20 protein-coding genes are annotated in these 21,028 nt (G+C 43.1%); 19 read left to right on the forward strand and 1 reads right to left on the reverse strand.

What is annotated here, in order from left to right:
* Nucleotides 1-282, reverse strand: a 282-nt coding sequence (locus tag LY28_RS18080; protein WP_133250211.1) for an NTTRR-F1 domain, incomplete at its 3' end; no start/stop codon positions are given.
* Nucleotides 283-1,043: 761 nt separating this feature from the next.
* Between LY28_RS18080 and LY28_RS18090 the strand changes: the two genes are divergently transcribed.
* The 19 genes from LY28_RS18090 (at nucleotide 1,044) to LY28_RS18175 (ending at nucleotide 20,941) form a co-directional block, all read left to right on the forward strand.
* Nucleotides 1,044-1,436: a GNAT family N-acetyltransferase gene (locus LY28_RS18090; RefSeq protein ID WP_110463578.1), complete on the forward strand. Its 393-nt coding sequence runs from the start codon at nucleotides 1,044-1,046 to the stop codon at nucleotides 1,434-1,436.
* Nucleotides 1,393-2,937, forward strand: a complete 1,545-nt coding sequence (locus LY28_RS18095) for an ATPase (protein ID WP_242981412.1) — start codon at nucleotides 1,393-1,395, stop codon at nucleotides 2,935-2,937. Before LY28_RS18090 ends, LY28_RS18095 begins: the two co-directional genes overlap by 44 nt.
* A gap of 86 nt (nucleotides 2,938-3,023) precedes the next feature.
* Nucleotides 3,024-3,218 (forward strand): hypothetical protein, encoded by a 195-nt coding sequence (locus LY28_RS18100; protein ID WP_110463579.1) that lies wholly within the window; start codon nucleotides 3,024-3,026, stop codon nucleotides 3,216-3,218.
* A gap of 86 nt (nucleotides 3,219-3,304) precedes the next feature.
* Nucleotides 3,305-4,279 carry a hypothetical protein gene (locus tag LY28_RS18105; RefSeq protein ID WP_110463580.1) on the forward strand — a complete coding sequence of 325 codons (975 nt, stop codon included), beginning with the start codon at nucleotides 3,305-3,307 and terminating at the stop codon, nucleotides 4,277-4,279.
* A 41-nt stretch (nucleotides 4,280-4,320) separates the two neighbouring features.
* Entirely contained in the window at nucleotides 4,321-5,199 is an 879-nt protein-coding gene (locus tag LY28_RS18110) for a hypothetical protein (RefSeq protein WP_242981414.1), read from the forward strand.
* A gap of 148 nt (nucleotides 5,200-5,347) precedes the next feature.
* Nucleotides 5,348-5,515 carry a hypothetical protein gene (locus LY28_RS19270; RefSeq protein ID WP_165835625.1) on the forward strand — a complete coding sequence of 56 codons (168 nt, stop codon included), beginning with the start codon at nucleotides 5,348-5,350 and terminating at the stop codon, nucleotides 5,513-5,515.
* 14 nt (nucleotides 5,516-5,529) lie between these two features.
* Nucleotides 5,530-5,688 carry a hypothetical protein gene (locus tag LY28_RS19275; protein WP_165835626.1) on the forward strand — a complete coding sequence of 53 codons (159 nt, stop codon included), beginning with the start codon at nucleotides 5,530-5,532 and terminating at the stop codon, nucleotides 5,686-5,688.
* A 76-nt stretch (nucleotides 5,689-5,764) separates the two neighbouring features.
* The gene (locus LY28_RS18115; RefSeq protein ID WP_110463581.1) at nucleotides 5,765-6,181 is read left to right on the forward strand and encodes a hypothetical protein; all 417 of its coding nucleotides are present in this window, start codon (nucleotides 5,765-5,767) and stop codon (nucleotides 6,179-6,181) included.
* Nucleotides 6,178-6,669: a hypothetical protein gene (locus tag LY28_RS18120; RefSeq protein WP_110463582.1), complete on the forward strand. Its 492-nt coding sequence runs from the start codon at nucleotides 6,178-6,180 to the stop codon at nucleotides 6,667-6,669. Before LY28_RS18115 ends, LY28_RS18120 begins: the two co-directional genes overlap by 4 nt.
* 202 nt (nucleotides 6,670-6,871) lie before the next feature.
* A complete protein-coding gene (locus tag LY28_RS19615; RefSeq protein ID WP_242981417.1) occupies nucleotides 6,872-6,979 on the forward strand; it encodes a putative holin-like toxin in 108 nt (35 codons plus the stop codon).
* A gap of 162 nt (nucleotides 6,980-7,141) precedes the next feature.
* Nucleotides 7,142-8,608 carry an S-layer homology domain-containing protein gene (locus LY28_RS18130; RefSeq protein WP_110463584.1) on the forward strand — a complete coding sequence of 489 codons (1,467 nt, stop codon included), beginning with the start codon at nucleotides 7,142-7,144 and terminating at the stop codon, nucleotides 8,606-8,608.
* Nucleotides 8,609-8,629: 21 nt separating this feature from the next.
* Nucleotides 8,630-13,951: a COG1470 family protein gene (locus LY28_RS18135; RefSeq protein WP_340162556.1), complete on the forward strand. Its 5,322-nt coding sequence runs from the start codon at nucleotides 8,630-8,632 to the stop codon at nucleotides 13,949-13,951.
* 136 nt (nucleotides 13,952-14,087) lie between these two features.
* Nucleotides 14,088-14,717, forward strand: coding sequence for a hypothetical protein (locus LY28_RS18140; RefSeq protein WP_110463585.1), 630 nt, complete (start codon nucleotides 14,088-14,090; stop codon nucleotides 14,715-14,717).
* Nucleotides 14,718-15,225: 508 nt separating this feature from the next.
* On the forward strand, nucleotides 15,226-15,774 hold the full coding sequence (locus LY28_RS18150; protein WP_110463587.1) for a single stranded DNA-binding domain-containing protein: 549 nt from the start codon (nucleotides 15,226-15,228) through the stop codon (nucleotides 15,772-15,774).
* 290 nt (nucleotides 15,775-16,064) lie between these two features.
* Nucleotides 16,065-16,808 carry a hypothetical protein gene (locus tag LY28_RS18155; RefSeq protein ID WP_110463588.1) on the forward strand — a complete coding sequence of 248 codons (744 nt, stop codon included), beginning with the start codon at nucleotides 16,065-16,067 and terminating at the stop codon, nucleotides 16,806-16,808.
* Between the two features lie 3 nt (nucleotides 16,809-16,811).
* Nucleotides 16,812-18,641 carry a VirB4 family type IV secretion system protein gene (locus LY28_RS18160; RefSeq protein ID WP_110463589.1) on the forward strand — a complete coding sequence of 610 codons (1,830 nt, stop codon included), beginning with the start codon at nucleotides 16,812-16,814 and terminating at the stop codon, nucleotides 18,639-18,641.
* Nucleotides 18,642-18,697: 56 nt separating this feature from the next.
* On the forward strand, nucleotides 18,698-19,669 hold the full coding sequence (locus LY28_RS18165; RefSeq protein WP_110463590.1) for a M23 family metallopeptidase: 972 nt from the start codon (nucleotides 18,698-18,700) through the stop codon (nucleotides 19,667-19,669).
* On the forward strand, nucleotides 19,666-19,848 hold the full coding sequence (locus LY28_RS18170; RefSeq protein ID WP_110463591.1) for a hypothetical protein: 183 nt from the start codon (nucleotides 19,666-19,668) through the stop codon (nucleotides 19,846-19,848). The genes LY28_RS18165 and LY28_RS18170 overlap by 4 nt, the downstream gene beginning before the upstream one ends.
* The gene (locus LY28_RS18175; protein ID WP_110463592.1) at nucleotides 19,820-20,941 is read left to right on the forward strand and encodes a hypothetical protein; all 1,122 of its coding nucleotides are present in this window, start codon (nucleotides 19,820-19,822) and stop codon (nucleotides 20,939-20,941) included. The genes LY28_RS18170 and LY28_RS18175 overlap by 29 nt, the downstream gene beginning before the upstream one ends.
* Nucleotides 20,942-21,028: the final 87 nt, after the last annotated feature.

A 21,028-nucleotide genomic window follows, 5' to 3' on the forward strand; every position in this document is an offset into this window, starting at 1 on the left:
AACACCTGTTTCAAGAAAATTAAATGATTCGTCAAAATAGGAAAGAACAATAGATACTATCGGATTTGGTAATGTGCCGACTTTAGCCAGATAAGCACTAACTTCTACAGCTTGACTAAAGTCACCATAAACAGTCTGATATATAACAGATGTCCCATCTTGCAATTGTGCAGAATAAGTTCCTGTATGACTGTATAGAGATGTTACAATCGCTTCAATTGCAGTCCACGGGGGGAATGACCCTGTTTCGAAGCCGCCATTTACAATAAGCTCAGTAGCCATTATCTGCATTCGCCTCCTTAATAAGTGTATGGTAGCATACAAAAAAGTATGTTATATGGACAATATATGTTAAAGATTTTAGACTTGCTACTTATGTTGACTAATATTAAAGAAACTTAACATATTTATATATTTAAATGTAGTAAATTTTTCTAAAAATTAAAAAGAAAGTACATAAGTTGAATTCCATATTCAATAAAAATGAATTAGTGCAGCAATGTCATTTTTATTGAGAGGCTCCGATGTCAGTAACATACGTGTTTTTCCGTTTACCGATAAAAATTTAAGCTGGTGGTATTTGACCTGCCACATTTAACGTTGGGCAGGAGAAAAATCATGGACTAGGTTAAAGTACGGCTGTCTTGAAAAAGACTGGCCACAAATGATACATGATGGATTTGCAGAGTGCATGAGAGCTTTAGACGATTACGGAACGCTAATTTTTAAATGGTTAGAAGTCCAAATACCATTAAGTAAAGTATTAAAAGCCATAGGACAGGAACCGCTTTTTGGACATCGTAGTGGTAAAAATATGAACACGCATTGGCTAGCATTTATGAAATTCGCAGAATAAACAAAGTGTGCAGCTTTAGAGCTGCGGAAAGTGAGGAAAGCATGACCGGAGATATGGTCGTAAATCTATATGTTCAAGATGTGTGGAGGAAGGCTAATAAGTTCAACACCAGAAAAGTATTCCCATCAGATAAAGAAAGGTTGCTTAATTATATAAAAGAAACCTTTCCAAATAAAAAGGGTGGGTTATGGAAGCGGAGAATGCTCAACATAATGGGACATGTTTCATATCTGTAATTGACAATGGAATTGTTGGATTCGCGTGTTATGATTGTACCGGGAGTGGATACTTCGGGCCTCTTGGAGTAGCAAATAGTGAGAGAGGTAAAGGAGTAGGAACAGAATTACTGTATGCCTGCCTGGATGCTATGAAAAACACAGGGTACGGTTATGCGATAATAGGGTGGGTAGATGATACCGCAAAAGGATTTTACGAGAAAACAGCACTTGCGGCATATATTGATAATTCGGATCCAAGCAATACGTTATATAAAAGAAGGATTTTAACAGAGAACATACAAGGGTGGGATATGCTGGATGCATACAAAAAATGTGGAAACAAAGGGAGCGCTGCCTTATAAGACTATGACAGATCCTTTGGATGAAGAAATAAAAAACAGGAGGTCAAAAGTGGACTACAGCAAAATGAAGGAATTCGATCTGGAAGAGCTGCTGGGCAATTCACAGAAAAACAGAAAAAAACACTACTCTTACGGAGCCTTGGACAACAATTCAAGGTTCCTTTTATTATGCTCAAAAATAAAGAAGCACATAGACGAGGAATGGCTGAAGGAGCAGAACAGCAATAACACAGAGCTGCTGATGGAAAGGCACAAAAACGCCATATTGGGGAAACCCACAGAAGTAAATTACCTGAAGGATAAAATACGGGATTACCTGAAGGCAAACAAGCTTGAAAAGGAGCAATATCCTTCCTGGTACAAAAACCTTACAGATGCGGTATTTCATGAAAACTGGGGAATAGCAGGCATTGCACAGTGGATGGACCTACCGGACAGCTCCTCCGCAAAAATAATAGGAGACAGGATATATTTCCTTATAGGCGGCAAGCAGGTACTAAAAGAGCAGCGCATAAGCAGCAAGCGCTTTGAACAGCTGAGGCAGGCGCTTATGCTGAGGGACGAAACAAAACGGCTTGATGAGAATTATTCGGAGCTGTACATGGAAACAGGAGAACGTGTTACCGTCTATACAGGCAAAAGAGTGGCGGAAGGGCAGTCTGCAATGGTATTCAGAAAATACATCGTAGATGTCCTTACCTTTGAGGAACAGGCAAGGCGGGGAACAATACCCGGTGAATTTATACCGGCAATGGAGGCACTGGTAAAATGCGGGGTAAGAGTTGCCTTTACGGGGCCGGTACGCTCGGGAAAATCAACAATGCTCCTAACCTGGCAGCTATACGAGAATCCTGAGCTTGAAGGAGTACTTATACAGACGGATCCGGAAATCAGAATACAGGAGGTAATGCCCAAGGCCCCTATAATGTCACTGATAGCGGAGGGAGAAGGACTCTTCAAAATATCCTCTGAAATCCTTAAATCCGATGCCGACTATCTGATAGTACAGGAGGTAAGGGACGGCTACACCGCGTACATAGCAGTGGAAGCAGGCAATAAAGGAACTAACCGCCTGAAAATAACCTCACACCTGTCAAACGTGGAAGACTTCTGCTATGACCTTGCGAACAAAATCATTGGAGTATACGGAGGCAGCCTGGACTACCATATGGTAAGAGTGGCAAACAGCTTCAACCTGATATTTGAAATGGTGCAGATTCCCGGCGACAGGTCGCAGAAAAGACTTAAATCGGTGTCCGAAATACAGTTTGACAATGAAACAAGCGAGATAACCTATCACAGAATATGCGAATACAAAAAGGAAACGGACAGCTGGTGCTTCAATTACAGCATAGGCAAAAGGCTGGAGGAAATAGCCGGATTTGAAAACCCGGAAGCCTTTGAGGCATACAAAAAGATATTAAAAGCACTTTCGGAAAAATATCCCATGCCGGATAAAATTGTAAAGCCAGTATACTCAAAAATCAGAAGCGAAATATGATAACTACAAAGCAAGGGGTAAAAAAAGGAACCTGCTTCACAGAAGCTTGATCATGTATATAAATACTATTAAAGGGAGTGGCTGAAATGTTTAAAATCAGGAGGGCAGACGGTTATCCGTTTGAAACAATGGTATATGGAGTAAAAGAGGTGCCTGATGAGAAAAAAGACTACAGGCTGAAATTTCTTATATACCATAAGGAAGAATGGGACTGGGTATATGCAAAGGACTTTATTCCCATATCCGAGGCTTCAAAAATACAAAGGTCAAATCCGTCTTAAAAGCTTAATCTGCCTGAAAAAGCGATATAAATATCTTAGGGCAGGCTTAAAACATACAATAAAGAGAAAGCGGGTGAAAATAAACAATGGAACTTGGCTTAACAGGCACAATTATCCGGTATGCAGTACAAACAGGCTGTGTGCTGCTGATGGCTTCAGGCCTGTGGTGCTCCCTCGGCAATACAGTAAAAAGCATGTTCAGAGAGGAGCAGCAGTACAGAAGGCTTGAAAAAACAGTAAACGCAAAAAAGCCGGAACAGAAAAGCTTCACAGCAGCACATATCGGGAGGCTTCTGACAGCGGTACGAAAGGGTGAAACAACAGAATCACAGGTATACCTTTTTATAGCTGTCACAATATTAATTTTTCTATTCAGTATCTTCACAGCAATTAAAATCTTCTCCTTAATAATCAGTATTGCCATAGCTGCAACGGCAGCGGCATTTCCGTATCTGCTTTTAAGAATCAGGCTCAGAAACAAGCAGATAGACAGCTCATATGATGCGGATACACTGGTTACAAGCCTTATAAATGAATACAAGCAGCATAACCTAAGCATGATAAAGGCCGTGGAAAACAGTGCGCTTGCTTTTGATGCAGGCAGCAGCTCGGGACGTATCCTTTACAGGCTTGCATTAGCCCTGAAGGATTACAGGGACGAGGAGGAGCTGGATCGTGCACTTGAGCAGTTTGTATATTCATACAGCACTGAATGGGCGGCACTGCTGCGGGCAAACATAAAAATGGCAGTACTGAGAGGGACAGATGTCAGCAGCGGGCTTGAGGACATCCTGAAAAAGCTGAAGGACATAGGGGAACAGCTGGAAGCAGGCAAACGTTACAACAATGAAGCAGTTGCAATGATAAGGTTTCTTTTGGTGCCGCTATATCTGGGAAGCATATACATGGCGGTGCAGACCTTCGGCTTCACAATAAAAAAGTTTCTGGAATACCAGTTTGTAAACACCGTAGGCCTTAGGACAGGCATAATAACCCTTCTGCTTATCATGACAAGCTTTGTTTCACTAAAGCTAATCTGCAAGCCCAAGTATGACATATAGAGTATAAATATTTAATTTCAAAAAAGGAAAAGGAGGATCAAATGATAATTAAAATACTTCCGTATAGCATAATCCTATTGATATTTTTATCCGGAGCTGCGCTGTACAAAAAATCCTTCGGCACAGAAGGAGGCTACAGGTTTTCAAAGGAGGCCACCAGAAGAAATATAAGCAGAATTGTGAAATGGTACCAAAAAGAATTCAAAACAGAAGAAATCTTTAAGCAGGCAGGAATAAGAATGCCTGCTTATTTTTATCAGACTGTCAGGTACTCGGTGCTTGCCCTATGGCTCATATACATGACATATGCAAGGCTTGTGACGGGCAGCGGCGTAAACATGCACATAGCACTGTGGCTTGTATTTCTGGTTGCGACAAGGCCTTCCATGAAGCTTTTAAAATACAGAAGCCCCTTCTGCCTTATCTGTGAGGCAATCACAAAGAAAAACCGGGAAAAGTGCAGCATAGAAATAGACAGGTGCCTGAGCCAGTTAAAAAACATGGCAATATCTATGTCGGACAAGGCACTGTCCTCCGACTGCATAATAAGGGAAATATCAAAATCCGCAAAAATAATAAAGCCATATTTAAACAGGCTGCTGGCCTACTGGTATGAAGGAAGGCAGAGGGACGGGCAGGAGTACTTCGCGCAGGCAATAGGAACAGAGCCGGCAAAGTCCTTTGCGGCACTTCTGGGAAGGCTTGACTATATACCTCCCGATAAGCTGATATCGCAGATAGAGCTTTATCAGAGCCAATTGGGGGAGAAAAGAAAGACAGCAGTAAAAAAAGCAAGGGAAATCCAGGGCAATATAGTATTCATGATAGCCCTTGTATCGGGCTTTGCCGTGCTTATAAACTTTCTGGTGGTAGTTGTGGGAATAGATGCCTTTTCTATGCTCAGGAGGGTGTCCTTTTAAAGCCCGCAGGATGAAGGGAGGTGATGGCTTGAAAAATAAGGGGTTGCTTATTAAATTTGCACTGGGTTTCATAGGCGGGGGAGCAGCCGTGGCAATATATTTTCTGCTTAAATAACAAACCATTTTAAAATTCGAAAGGAGAAGGACAATGAGAGACTTTTTAACAACACTTGGAGGACTTTTGCTGGGAGTACTGTTCTTTGTACTTATATGGGGAACAGGTGCAAACGATAAAGGGAGCCTTGCCGGAAAATCAAACGGAATATTCAACAGCATAACAACAGAAATGGCAGACAAGGTAAAAGTATCACAATAAGGAGCAAACGGCATATGAAGGAATTTTTCTCAACAATAGCAGGGGTATTGCTCGGTTCCCTGCTGTTTGTATTAATACTGGGAAATCCGGGCGATTCGTCAGTATCTCTTAAATCAGAAACGGGAAACGTGATGAAGGCAACGGTGCGGCAAATGCATAAAATAGCACCGTAAATAACTGCATACGAGGAGCTGCGGCAAAACAATAACAACAATTGCCGCAGTTCCTATGTATAAGGAGAGTGATAACATGAAAAACTTTTTGGCAGGCCTTGCGATAGTGGTGCTGCTCATAGTCTTCCCGCTGCAGTCAGTGCTTGAAATATCAAACGAAAGACGGATTCAGAGGTTCTCTGACATAGTATACGTATCAGTCCAGACAGCAAGGCTTGACGGGTACTTCAAGCAGGAAAACATAGACAGGCTGAAGCACGACCTGACAGCGGAATTTCCTGATTTGTCAGGCGGTGATATATACATGGACGTAACCACAACAAAAAAATACCGTACCCTTGAATTCGATAAAAGAGAAGCCATATATTATGACATACGGATACCAATAAGAAAAATAGCGGCTGTTCCGGCATATTGGGGAATAAGCGAGGCTGAAAACCGTACCACGGCAAAACGGGCGGGGTTCGTGCTAAGTGAGGTGCTTGCGGAATGAAAGCATTTCTGTTCGGAATAGCAGCCTTTATATTTTCAATGCTTGTATGGCTTTTTTGCCATGACTATAACCTGAACCATATATATTACATGCAGCTGAGGACAGCGGCGGAGGAGGCCTCAATAGCGGCGGCGGTATTCACGGATCCTCTGGAGGAAAAGGAAGGGCGGATAGTATTTAATAGTGAGGAAGGCCATAAAGCAATAAGGGCAATGCTGGAAACCATGCTTAAAACGGACAGCGACCTGAATCCCCTGGAAGGCAGCTATTGGCAGGATAAAATAAAATACACCGCATACTTCTTTGATGATTCAAACACCGTATATCCCAAAGCCTTTACAGACCCGGAAACTGGCTATAAATTTGAGGTGAAAAAGCCCGCCGTCATAGTGACAATAAATACGGGAAAGGCGAGATACACCCTGGGTGAAATATTCGGAAGCCAGCCCAATATAAGAAGCGCCGCACATGAAATAGAGGGCAGGTAAGAGCACTTTTTTCAGCCGGCGGGATACTGAAAATAAATTCAAAAAAATCCCTGAGATACCTTAAAATGCTTGATTTCGGGGCTTTTTTATGGTAAAATATAGGCAGAAGACAAGCAATATCCCAACACCAATTTTGGTGATTGGATACAGTGCAGGGTGCGTTAGTCACTTCCCGATTCTTACAAAAGAGGGAGGTGAGGATATGAGTATATTTGAAGCAATATCTTTGATGATAGCTTTTTCAATATTACTTGTATCGCTGCTCTCCTTGATTATCAAAATAATCAAGCTGAACGAGCGAAAAAAATAATCACCCTGTCTAGCCACAGAGTGATTAAAATAACTATTTAATTGACTGAGTGACTGCCGCAGCTTGCGGATATCCAATCACCATATATATATTATACCAAAATCAATCAAAAAGTAAACATAAGTAAAGTAAATTTCACCTTACGGAAAGGGGAAAAACAGCATGAAAAAGTATTTTAAAAAAATAACAGCATATATTTTGGCTGTATTCATAATCACAGCTCTGGCAGTACCGGCTTTTGCCGAAGGAACAGGCATATCGGCGGACAATCCGGCAGATGAGAATGCCACGACAGCCTCACTCAGGATGAAGCCTCTGACGGACAAATACAACAGCCTGACACAGACAGACCTTGACAGGGAGCTGGCAAGGTATACGGACACGGCGGCGCACTGGGGCAGAAGCTACATAGCGAGGATATCGGCGCTGGAGATAATAGCCGGATACACTGACGGAAGATTCGGGCCCAATGACAAGCTGCTTGCCGGACAGTACATCTTAATGCTTGTAAGAACATTGGGCTTTAAGCCGGAGGTGCCGCAGGGCACACCATACTATCAGCCCTTTGCGGATATCGCACTTAAAGAAGGGCTGCTGAAAAAAGGAGAAATAGCAGACTACACCAAGCCAATGACAAGAGAGCTTGCGGCAAGCCTTGCAAGGAGGGCTATCGGTACATACGAGGAGGTACCGGCGGACTATTTCGTAAAGGGAAGTGATCCGTACCCCTGCAAAGGAGACAAGGGCTTCTTTGATAATGTATATGTGGGGTATCAGAAGCTCAAAATGACCGACTACACCAGCATAACAAGCTCACGCCTTCAGGATGTTATAGACTGCTACCGCATGGGCCTGCTGACCGGAAGCGATAACAAATTCAGTCCGAAGGGCACACTGACCAGAGCCGAGGCATCGGTAATCATTGTAAAGCTCATTGATAAAACCATGAGAGCCGAAAGCATACCGGCAAGTGACGAAAGCTTCAAGTGGAAGAATTCCGTTGCCAATAACGGCAGCTATGACAACGAGGCCGAGGGCTTCTATGAAAACAAGGAATACACCCTGTATAAAGGCCTGTTTCCTATGATGGAGATATGGGACACCGCAAAGGCAATGTATGACAATAGGAAGCTTATATCAGGAGGAAAGACAGACTTCCTTTTCAGTGAGGGCAACAAGTCCTTTTCAATAGCATACTTTAATGATAATGAGCACTTTAGCAAATACAGCAATAATAATCCGTATGGACTTATATTGCCGTTAAACACTGTAGGTATGGCTGTTCAGAGAACCCAAATACCAAAGGGACAGGAACAGAGCCTGTATGATAACGGAAACGGCTGGCTTTATCAAATCTCCAGCTATGAGACTGATAAATACAACAAGTACTTGAAAAGCTATTGCTGCGAGCTGTTAAAGGTATGGTTCGGAAGCGAGTATGAGCAGGCTAAAAAGATACATGACCAGTATCTGGGCTATGCATTAAATGACCAGTCATGGAAATCAGGAGTATATCTATTAAATGGGAGGCAGATATATGTCATAGGAGGTCGTAGCGAGAGCGGCAATTCTTTTGCATTTCAGGTATGGGCAAAGGGCTTTATCACAAAGGAAACAATGCTTAAATAAAATGACGGAAGGTGGATAAAATTGAATAAGGGACTTAAAGGAATACTGCTGTGCATGATATTATGCACGGCTTTTTTTATGGGTGTTTTTCAGGCAGGAGCTGCGGAGGCGGCTTCTGAAAATTACACCCTGCAATATGAAAAGGGCGGAAGGGAATATTTCGACCAGGCAACCTATGACAGCTACAAAAAGAATTATCAGCTGCCCGCCTTGCCTGCGGGAGCTGTGATACCTTTAAAGGTAAAGGGATATTTACTCAACTACAGGCTGTTTACACAGAAAAACCTTGTTGTATACGGAAATTACAACAGCGTACCCGGCAATTACTTTAAATGCGGCTACCAGATACATGAGAACCTGAATGAAAAGCAGCCGGAAATACATTATGACGGAGGATATTTTTTAAAGCCCGAGGGAGTGGTGTGCAGGGGAAGGGAGCAGAATCCCGGAACACACGGCGGCAGCTGCAAAACAGACAGGGGGGAATGGAAATATCTCGGCTGTGATGTAAACGGGAATTCCTTTTCAAACATGTGGATGATAAATGTGGCAACAGAAACTACCTTCAAGGAAAGAAACTGGATAAAGGAGCCTTGGAGTAAAGCCAATGAAGTGAAAAAGGAACTATCAGGACGTATAAGTACATACAATGAAGCTGCATATAATGTTGATAATAGTTATGCTAGAGCATTAGCCCAGGGCACAAAGAACTGGATATACCAGACCTTTAAAAAATACGGAGGCATACCCAACAACGGCAAGCCCTATGACCCCAATGTATACCAGTACCTGTACATCCAGTCCGCGCCTACCATACAAAAGAGCGGCTCGGGCAGGATGTGGCATGTGAGGGAAAACGGCTCCATATGGTATCAGACCTTTTCGGTTCCCACCCTGGCACAGACCAAGGAAGGGGTTGCGGTAAAAACAGATTTGCCTGTAAGGTGCAGTGTGTCGGCAGTATCAAAAATGCCAGATATCCCCGAGGGCAGCGAGCTTGACAAGCAGACTGTAAAGCTGGAGTTCGAGGTAAGCGGCCAGCTCCTTGACCATGTTATACGGAAGGAGGACGAGCCGGCACCGGAGGGATGGGTGGAATACTACAAGGATCCCATAGCAAGAACGGTATACTACACCAGACAGGATATAAAGGACTGGCAGCTGAATATAGAAGGGATTACAGGGTTAACCCTCACTGAAGCTGAGAAAAAGGCAAAGACAGTCAATACCGCAGGGAATACGGGAAAAGCGGCTTTCACAGTAGAAGCAACGGTAGCGGAAATAAAGAAGCTTCCAAAGGTTGGTGACTCATATAAAATACAGGTCTATGCAGCTGCCAGGGTAAATTATCCGGACAGCCACAGCCAGTCGGCAAAGGGGGAAAACAGCTTTCTGACAGGAATAATCAAAAAGCCTCCCCAGCCTGAAAAAGAACCTGTAGTAATAGATATACCGAATATAAGCATACAGAACAGCATAGGGGAAATTGCCTTTGACGGTGTACCCTTTACAGATGCCGGGGATAACACCGATATGTCGGCGGTATCAGGCACGGAGCTGTACATAAACGGGCAGGCTGCTGACTATGAGGCTTTCTTTTCGGGCAGGTATGTATTTCCTGAAACCACAGATAAAAACGGATATTTTGCCGAGGTAATCTGCAAATATAACCTGGACAAAAGCAAAATATCCCTGAGCGGCCTGTCGGGTGAGCAAAAGGCGGCGATAATGAGTGCCGCTCCCCTTCAGTATGTGTCCTGCGACTATGTATACGTATATCCCACCAAGCCCAACGCACAATTCCTGATTTCCTCAAACACCTGGAAGCAGAACAGAATAATAAATGTCAGAAACAATTCAGAGGAGGGCAATATAAGCCTGGTACTGGAGAAATACCCCATAACCGAATACAGGTGGTCCTACGGAGGAGACACATCAAAATTAAACAAGGGCACTGACACCGACATGCTGAAGCAGCTCCAGTACAAAGCACCGGGGACATATTCCGTCACACTTGAATGCAAAAATACACTGGGGAAATGGTCAGACCCCTATACCATTGAATTTCCTGTATTTGAGGACATATCGCCCAATATAGAATTAAACCTTACAGACAGCATACTTACCAGAAATGATGAGCTTGCCGCATGGCATTACGGCATAAACAGCACAGACGGCGACAGGGTGGCTATAGCTGGAATAGAGCTGTGGTATGACAGCGACAATGATAAAAAGCCGGACACCAAAATACAGGAGTGGAACGGACTGGGAGACAACGGGGTATGCGAAACAGATGATTTTCCCAAGTATACGCCGACACAGCTTGGATATTACAAGTATGTAATATATGCAAAGGATGAATTTGTGGGAGTGGCAGGTCAGGACACACTTGTGCAGTACATAGCAGATACCGATAAAAAAGAAGAAATCTATGAAGTGGAATTTTGGGTTGACAATTATCAGCCCTTGTCGGATTTATACATAGCCGCTGAAATAGAAAGACCCAATGTGGATTTATATATAATGGGAGATAAGGGGCTTTTGCAGGAGGACTTGACCTATCTGTCAGAAAACAGGGTGTCAATAGAAAACTTCCTTCTGGGAAGAAACATACTGCCTGAGGTGAACATATGGAACATGAAAACCTATGAGTATTCTACTCCTGCAAATACCTCAATCAATTCAGGAAAAAGCTATCCTGAGAAGGAAATACCCTATACAAGTTCGGGCTATTCCGGAACGCTGAAATTAACAAGCGTTATCGATAACGGAGGCAATCATGATTTCGGCCACACCGAGACAAAGACCGAAACCAAAACAGCCAGCGCAGGAGGCCGTTCGGTGTCAGGCACAGGAATAAGCGACAGAAAGCCTCCCTCAAGCATTTCCTACAACAGTGACGGGTATTCAGGCACCCTGTCAGGCTACGGCTACAGCTATTCAAGCTACAACGACCCCGAAACGGGAACCTTCCATTGGACCCGTTCCTATGCCGGTTATTCGGGAACGGTATCAAAAACAGTATCCTACTGGGTGCCGGATATAAGATGGGTGTCAAATTACACAGGCTATTACAGCGGCACCATATACAAATATGTGCGGCAGCCCTATACAGACCCCTGGAGAGCCACTAGCAGCAAGTATATCCTGTATATAAGCAGCGGGACAATATCGGAATTGGAGGACTTCAAAAATGCCGCTTCAAAAGCAGATGCAAAAATAATACTTGCCGGAACAGAGGATATAAAGAAGCAGGCTTCGGGATATTCCCTGTATATAGCTGCCGGCGGCAAAACAATACAGCAGATATTAAACGAGGCCTTGGAGTATATAGCCTCTGAAACTCCGTCAATCGAACAGGTATATGTACTTCAGAACCAAAGCTTTACACTTAATTACGGTGAAAGCGACCTTGAAAACGACACAATCACAGCAAAAGAAATGCAGTATGTGCAGGATAAAAGCTATTTTGACAATCCGACAGGGCAGGAGCCAGATACACTGACGGCACCTGACAGCACAGAAGGCTGGACTTCAGCTGACAGAACCTCCTTTTCCAATGTGGGCAAATATAAGATATACAGAAGAGTAAAGGATTTGCCGGAGGGAGCCTACGGAAAGGAATATTCCTACTACAGCGGAGCAACAGAGATTGATATATATGTACACAGAAAGCCTATAGCCGATGCGGTCCTTGACTGGACATACGACACCGGCACAGGCGAATGCAAAACAGTCTGGATAGACAGGAGCTATGACCTTGATCATAACATTACAAGGGCAAATACTGATAAGGGCATAGTTGAGAGAAAAATAATGTTCAGAAAGGACAGCGGAGAATGGCAGTACTATATTCCAGACACCCTCACATACGGCAGCTACGAAGTAAAATATTACGTCAGGGATATGGAGGGCGCATGGTCAGACCCTTGGCTTTACAGCTTCACACTGGACGAAAGCCCCCAGTTCACGGCGCAGGCAAGGTCAAAGGACAACAGCTTCAGCCTGAAAAGTATACCGGCATCGGAGGAAATAGAGGCATATAACTTATGGACAAGACAGCCGGGGGAGGTAAAGCTTGAAATGAGCCTGACCCCTGATATAAACGGCTTGCCCTCCACAAAGACAGTATACTTCAAGGAGAACGTTACCGGAAAACAAAAAGGGCAGGATATTGACTGGTTCAGCCAGACACTGCAAATCCCGGACATATTCCCGGACGGAGAAAGAACCTTCACAATACGTGCAAGAGATATAAAGACAGGAGTATCAACACCAAAGACGTTTTCGGTAAATGTATATACGCCAATTAATCTGCAGCCAAACCTTGGAGGGAAAACAATAAATACCGGCGTAGCCGCACAGATAACGGCAAGAACCACAAAGTACCCCGTAAAAGCAACAGTAATAATGCAGTACGGTACGGCATACCAGTCGGGTACCATCAGCATGAACGGCACAGTAATAGAAACCGGGGCATACGGTCAGAAGGCATGGACAGTAAACTACACACCTCCCGGCAGCATACCAGACGGAACATATACGGCAAGGTTCACAGCAGAAAACCCTTCGGGGAAAGCAGAAACAAAGGAGGTAACCTACAGGCTGGTGAAAAACAGACCGCCTGTGGCAGCTATAAAAAGCATAGAACCAAAGGTGATATATGAAGGAGATACAGCAGCAATAACCTTCGAGGTGACAGACCCTGATACAGACCAGATATTAACCTCAAAAATAACGGTAAAGCGGGGCACAGAAACAATATATACAGGAGAGAATATAACAAACGTAAGCGACGGAGAAAAGAAAACCTTCACCATACAGACAAAAAGGCTGACAGAAACAGGAACCTATACAGTAACAATTACAACTGCCGACCAGCACTCGGAATCGGACACAGCCGCCGCCATATTCAAGGTAAACGAACTGTCAATAAACGGATATGTAAGCCATACAGCCACATGGAAGGCCAACTGGGAAAAATATAACAGCCACCTGACCCAAAGCAAAAAGCAGGCCTATGGAGCCGACACCTTCTTTACCGGAGAAAAATATATACTTGGAGCGGATACCACAGGCATAGCCCCCGGAAGTGAAGTAACAGCAGCAAAGGTAAGTGTAAAGCTCGCGGAAAGAACCTACAGCCCCGTTTGGCTCTCAAAGCAAGGTCAGAACAGCTTCACCGGTGAAATGTGGAATGAAGACATGCGCAGAACAAGATGGAGGGGAACCTGTGCAACCTTCTTGTTTTCAGTAACCTACAGCAACGGCACCGTAAAAACAGACAGCGTAGAAACCTTTATAGCGGAGTATGATTACTGGAGGATAAGAATGGCGTTTTAAATAGGCATACCAGTTAAAAATTCAACTTAAATAAAGAACTTAAAGGAAATATAATATTGTTTACAAAATAGGATAATTATGGTAATATGTTTAAGGTAAGCGCTTATAAATACAGATAGAGAGGGTAAATGTTAAAATGTCAAAAAAAATTATTGCAATGCTATTGCTTTTAAGCCTTTTAATTACTTCTACAATAAGCACATTTGCAAGTGATGACGAGACTTCTGTTAAGGATATTGCAAGTACAGTACAAAAAGAAGTAGTCAATGAAATCGTTAAGGTGAATAACTTATCTCTTGAGGTTAAAAGTGTAGTTGAAAAAAGTATTTCTGAAAAAATCAGTAAAATGAATAAGGAAGAATTAAAAAATTTGCAAATAAGTATTAAAACATTAGCATCTGAAAAGAAAAATATTGATAAAATGAACAATACTAGAAGTGGGTCAGCAGATGATAGGAATTTGATTACAAACAGTTTAAAGTCAGCAAAAGCTGCGGAAGGATTTGTTGCATTAATTTATGTTGGAACAACGCTTGCTAAGTTAACTGGCTATATGCTTATGTGTGATGAGGCAGGGTCAGAACTTATAGATGCAATAATTCTTGCAGGCGGAGGAGCAGCGACTATAGGACTTGGCATTGCCACAGTAGCTTCATGTACCATAGGTATTGGAATAGCTACTGCTATTGGTGGATATTTAGCATTACAATGGGGAATGATAAAAATACAATTATACTTTAGTGATTATGCAACAGCATATATCTAATAAATATTATTTATTAACTATATCAAATCAAATATCTAAGAAATTATACTTAGATATTTGATTTGTTTTAATCTTTATAATGTTATCATATTTTATTAAAAGGGATTGAAATTTATGGACAATACAAAGAAATATTTTGTAATTGGTTTTTATGTTTTGATTAATTTATTTATTATATTATTTACTAGAAACCTTATTTATTCTATTAATAGTATAGGAATAACAAGTATAGCCTTAGGTTTTATATATAGATTTTTACCACAACTATTCGGTAGCAAATATAAAAAGGATCTATTTATTTTTCCAATAAGCGCAGGTGTTATTTGTATTTTATTAGTAAATATAATTTATTAACTATTTTTAAATAAAATTAAAAAAGCAGCAAGGAAACAGCCCGGATACAAAACAAGGCATATTCCCTGCTGTTTTTTGTTTGCCAAAAACAAATCAACCCCGAAAAAACGGCTCCGGCTGTTTTAAATAAAAAAGGAAAGGAAGTGCATTACAGATGATAATAATTTCAGGTCGTCTGGCAAGAGATTGCGAGGTAAAGGAGGGAGTATCACCAAAGGGCAGGCCATATGCGGTTTTACACAACTGTGTATTTGTAAACAACAAGGAATATGAAAAAAATGTGCCCATGAACATAACCGCATGGGGCGAAAACGCCAGATTCCTTCAGGAAAACTTCAAAAAGGGAGACAGCATACAGCTAGTGGCACAGGAGGCTCCGCACGAAAGAAAGATAGGCAATATAAGCCTTACGGAGTGTGCATTCACCGTCAGAAAAATACTTGACTGGAATATGTACATAAACATGGTCAGATTTCTGGGAAGCACATTGTCAAGAATTGAAAACAGCTTCACCGAATATACGCAGCAGGCGGAGCAGCCGGGAGAACAGCAGCAAGGACTGACAGAAAACCGGGAGAAGAATGCCGGTGAGGAAAAGCCGGCATCAGACACCGATGCATCAGACTTCATAAGGTATCAGGAAGCGGAAGAATTTGAAAGACAGCTGGAGGAGCAGGAAGAACCGGGGGAACCTGAAATATAAAAATGCATCGGTGCGGTGAAGCAGCAGGCGGGATAGAATAAATAACACCGTATGCCGGTGATGAGCTGTAAATAAATTAAATATGGCATATGTATCAAAGAAATCAAAAGTTATCGGTTAAAGCCGGTATTTTTTTTGGCAAAAATTCCTGAAAAAGCTGAGACAAATTGCTGTACAGTCTCCCTAAAAAAGATACATATGCCATTATTTTTTTACTTAATAAAAGCAGTCGCTGAAACAAAAATCAAATGCAATACAAGGCTAAAAATAAAAGGAAGGTGGAACATAGCTTGAACATACTTACAATCATATTTCCGCTTGCAGCGGTTATAGGCGGTGTAATTGCCCTGGCATTTATGAATAAAAGCGGAGCAAAAAACAAGGGAGCTGCGCCGGCAGGCACAAGGCACAGCACAAAGCAGGCAAAAAACAAGACCCGGGAGGAAATGACGGCACAGGAATTTGTAAACGTAAGAGACATTACGGATAAGTACCTGTACACAAGAGACGGCATGGTATTTATGTACATCAGGATATATCCCATATCACCCGACTTGCTTTCCAGAAGAGAGAAAAGGTCGCTGACAGGACAGCTCACGGCGGAGATTTCAGCAGAACCGTTCAAATTTGGATTTACGGCACTCAGCCGTCCCGTTGACATATCGCCTCTGGTAAAGGAATACAGCGAGCTTCTGGCCGAATCAAACGACCCCGTGCAAAAAGAAATATTAAAAGCTGAAATGCAGGCAATCAGCAGCTACGCAATGTCTGGCGAGGTGGTGGAAAGGCAGTTCTACATAAAAATATGGGACAAATACTGTGAGGGAGCCGAAAGCGAGCTTCAAAAAAGATGCTTCAGCCTTCTGGGATATTTCACAGCAGTAAACATAAGCGGTGAGATACTGAAGGAGGAAGATATAATCCGACTTTCAAACCTTATAACAAATCCTGCATACGTGCATATGGAGAGTACAGACGTGCATACGGCGATGCCGGTAATAGAAAGCCTGATAGCAGCAGGCGGGGAGGAATAATATATGTCAAAAAAGCAAGAAGCAATACCTGTAAACGGTGCGCTGCTCAACAGCATAACACCCATAGGAATGGAATACAGAAAAAACACAATAACAATAGGAGAAAATACAGGGAAAGTATACGGAATAGTCAAATACCCCCAGTCTGCCGACTACGGCTGGCTGTCAAAGCTCACCAACATACCCTCGACAGTTGCAAGCATAACCTTTACCCCCGTTGACGATTCGGAATTCCTTGAAAGCCTGTCAAACACAATCAGGCAAAAACGCGGAGAAGAACAAAGCGCAAAGGATGCGCTGGTGGCATCGAGAGCAAAAAGAGCTGCCGACGATGCTGAAAAAATGATGCTGCAGGTAGACCAGCAGGGGGAAAAAATAGGGGAAATGAGCCTGCTTATCGCACCGCTGACAAGGGATGAAAAGCAGCTTAAAAGAGTTTGCCAGAAGGTGGAGAGCGCGGCAGCCGTTGCAAAATGCAAGGGCAGGGTTATATCCAGCCTGCAGAAGGAAGCCTTCAAGCAGATATCACCCTTTTATCCGCCTCAGGAAAAAATAGAGCAGATAACCTCAAGAATACTGCCCCTGTCAAGCTTCATAGGAGGCTTTCCCTTTGCCTCCACGGGGCTTAATGACGGCAGGGGCTACTACATTGCAAAGGATGCCTCCGGAGGCTTTGTAATAATAGACCCGTGGATGAGAGGGGGAGACAGGACAAATTCAAATCTGGTAATAATGGGAGTCGGCGGAGTGGGCAAAAGCACCGCAATAAAGCATATAATCCTGTCCGAGTATATGCGGGGCACAAAGATAATAATAATCGACCCGGACAGGGAGTACCGGGAACTCACCCGAAACCTGCACGGTGACTGGCTTAACTGCGGAGGCGGAGCCAAGGGAAGACTGAATCCCCTGCAGATAAGATCAGTTCCCCAGGATGATGAGGACGAGGATGGAGAAAGGCTGTATACAGACGAGGGAAACGGAATGGGCCCGCTTGCGCTGCATATGAAGAGTCTGGAGATATATTTCAAGATATACAAGCCTGACTTCAATGACAAGCACATGGCACTTATAAAAATGTGTCTGATAGAGATGTACTCAAAATTCGGAATAACCTGGGATACCGATGTAAGCAGCCTCAAAAATGAGGACTATCCAATCTTCACCGACTTGAGCAAGATTATTGAAGAAAGAAAAAACAACGAAACAGAACCTAAGCTGAAGGAGCTGTATGTTGATATATCACTTCTGCTGCACGACCTTATATTCGGTTCCGACCAGTTCCTGTGGAACGGGCATACCTCAATCAGCACAAGTTCCAGATGCATATGTCTTGACACCCATGACCTTCAGGACACCTCCGACAACATCAAAAGCGCCCAGTACTTCGAAATATTGCAATGGTCATGGGACGAAATGACAAAGAACAGAGAGGAAAGGGTACTCTTGATATCTGACGAGGCATATTTAATGATAGATCACAGAGTGCCTCAATCACTTATATTCTTGAGAAACGGTATAAAAAGAGCGCGAAAATACGAAGCAGCCATTGCGATAATATCACATTCGGTAGTTGACTTCCTGGATCCCAGCATAAAAATGTACGGGCAGGCACTTTTAGACATACCCTGCATAAAAATCCTGATGGGGACGGACGGCAAAAACCTTCAGGAAACAAAGGAGCTGTACAAGCTGACAGAAGCCGAGGAGGAAATACTGGCGGCAAAAAGACGAAAAATCGCGCTGCTAATCATAGGTTCAAAACGCTTGCAAATAGAATTTGATTTGCCGGAGTACAAAATGAAATACTTCGGAAAAGCAGGAGGAAAGTAGAAGTATACTAAGCCTCAAATAAAATTTTGTGCCGAAAACACGGCGCGGAGGTCAAAATGGCAGTAAATCCATTATTGGTAAAAGCAGCGGTACAAGTCCTGTCCTCAAAGGAAGGACGAAAAACAGCAATGACATGTGTGCTGACGGTAATAGCAATATTGCTGCTTATAATATGCCTGTTTGCATATATACTCTCGGCACCCTTCGAATATCTCTCAGACAAATTTCAATTATCGGGGCAGGAACAGGAAACCCTGCAAAATGCCCAGATACAATACAAGGACTACATAAAGCCCGAAAACAAAATAGTGGACAGAGGGGGCTATTATCCGTATCCCAATGACGGAACAACAGGCAGCAGGGGCTTTTCGGCAGCACCCGTAAAGCATCCCGTACTGGGGATATCAAGACCTCACTGGGGACAGGACTTCAATTCCGAATGGCATTCAAACATATACACAATAGCGGACGGACAGGTTTATGATTTGGGAATAAACGAGGAGGCAGGAATGTATATCACCATATATCATAATGTAAACGGAAAAAAATTCTTCACCCGGTATATACACCTGTCCGCAATACATGCATTACCCGACAGCACGGTAAAGCAGGGAGATGTGATAGCCTCCGAGGGAGGGGAACCGAAAAAGGAAGAAGGCAAGCCCTACGACTACTATCCAGGAACCTCCACAGGGCACCATCTTCACTTTGAGGTCAGAGAGGGAGGAACATACTCAAGTGCGGTTCCTGTAGACCCAAAGCTATACATAGACCCCATACCGGTAAAAATATCATGCACCGCATCAGCTGCCGACGGAAGCATAACAATAAAAATAACAGGAGGAAGGGACCGGGGCTATGAGGTCAGCATTGACGGCGGAGTATCATGGACAGCTGCCTGCAGCAGTACACATACAATCAGCGGATTAAATGCCGGCACATACAGGGTATCTGCCAGAGATGCATCATATCCCGGAAACAAATCCGGAATAGCAGAAATAAGAATAGGAAGGGAGCCACAAAAATGAAACAAAAAAACAAGGTATTGGAGCTGCTTGTCTATGCAGCACTTGCGATAATATTAATAATACTGTATTTCATGACAAAACCCTATGACATAGAGCCGAAGCCTATATTCAAGGCATCGGAAGCTTCTGTGCAAAGGGAGGTGAGCCAGAATGATGCTTTATCTGTGCAGCTACAATAACGTAGGCCTGTTTGACTGGCTGAATGAATCCGGACTGGTGGAACAGCCCTTCATGCTGAAAAAAATATCCTCGAATCAGCTGGACTTGTGCTCCTTTGCAAAAAAAGAAGCGCTTAGCATAAACTACTACAAATACCTGGCAATAGACCTGAGTGCTGTCACAAACGACAGCGACAGCCTCAGGACGGCAATAGAAAGCATCCGCATAATGAACCCGAAAATCCGGTTCATATATGTGGATATGGACAATAAAGCAGAAGCCCTGCGGGACACAATAAGGAGCTTCGGAGAAATACCGGTAATAACCGAAAAGCCGGAAAAAGACATATCAGCCTTCAAAACACAGACAGCAGAAGCCCTCCGATATACACCTCCTGAGAAGGAGGCCGGAAAAGAGCAGCTTGAGGACAAAATACCGAAGCCAAATAATAAAAATACCAAAGCCGGCAGTGAGAAAAGCAGCAGGGAATACATAATCGAAAGCAAAAACATCATGATAGCGGTACTAAACACATATCCAAAAGCAGGAGCGACAACCCTGTCAATAAACATGGCGGAATACCTGAGGGAAATAGGAGCAGCCGCGGCATATGTGGAATGCAGCGGAGAGCTGGAGCACTTGAAAGCAATCGCAGGCTCGGTATCAGGCTTTACAAAGACAGGAGACAACAGCTTTGAGCGAAACGGCATAATATATCTCAAAAATGAAATACCAGAAGGAATGAACTTTATAATAAACGACCTGAGCAGAATAATACAGGACGGAACAGAAAAAAATGCACTTGAATTCACGGCAAACTGCCAAAAAATAATACTGTGCGGTACAAGCAAGCCCTATGAGCTGGAGGAGACAGAAAACAAAATACGGATACTGGAGGAAAACGGCTGCAAGGAAATATGCCTGTGCCTTGCATTCACACCGGACAGCGAAAAAGCAAGCCTCACAGACAAGTTTGGAAGCCGGAGAGTAAAGGTATACTTCACAGAGTATACACCTGATATGTTTAAAAGCAAAAACAAAGAAATATACAAAAGAATACTTCAGGAATACATACTGGAAAAAACAGATGACAAGCTGGTAAGGCTGTTTTGATTTCCAGCCTTTATAAAACATGCCGGTGCCTAAATAAAAAAATAGCACCGGCTGTTTTAATGAAGAAAGCTCTGAAGACTATTGAAA

This window comes from Ruminiclostridium sufflavum DSM 19573, assembly GCF_003208175.1.
In the GTDB taxonomy this organism is placed as follows: domain Bacteria; phylum Bacillota; class Clostridia; order Acetivibrionales; family DSM-1351; genus Ruminiclostridium; species Ruminiclostridium sufflavum.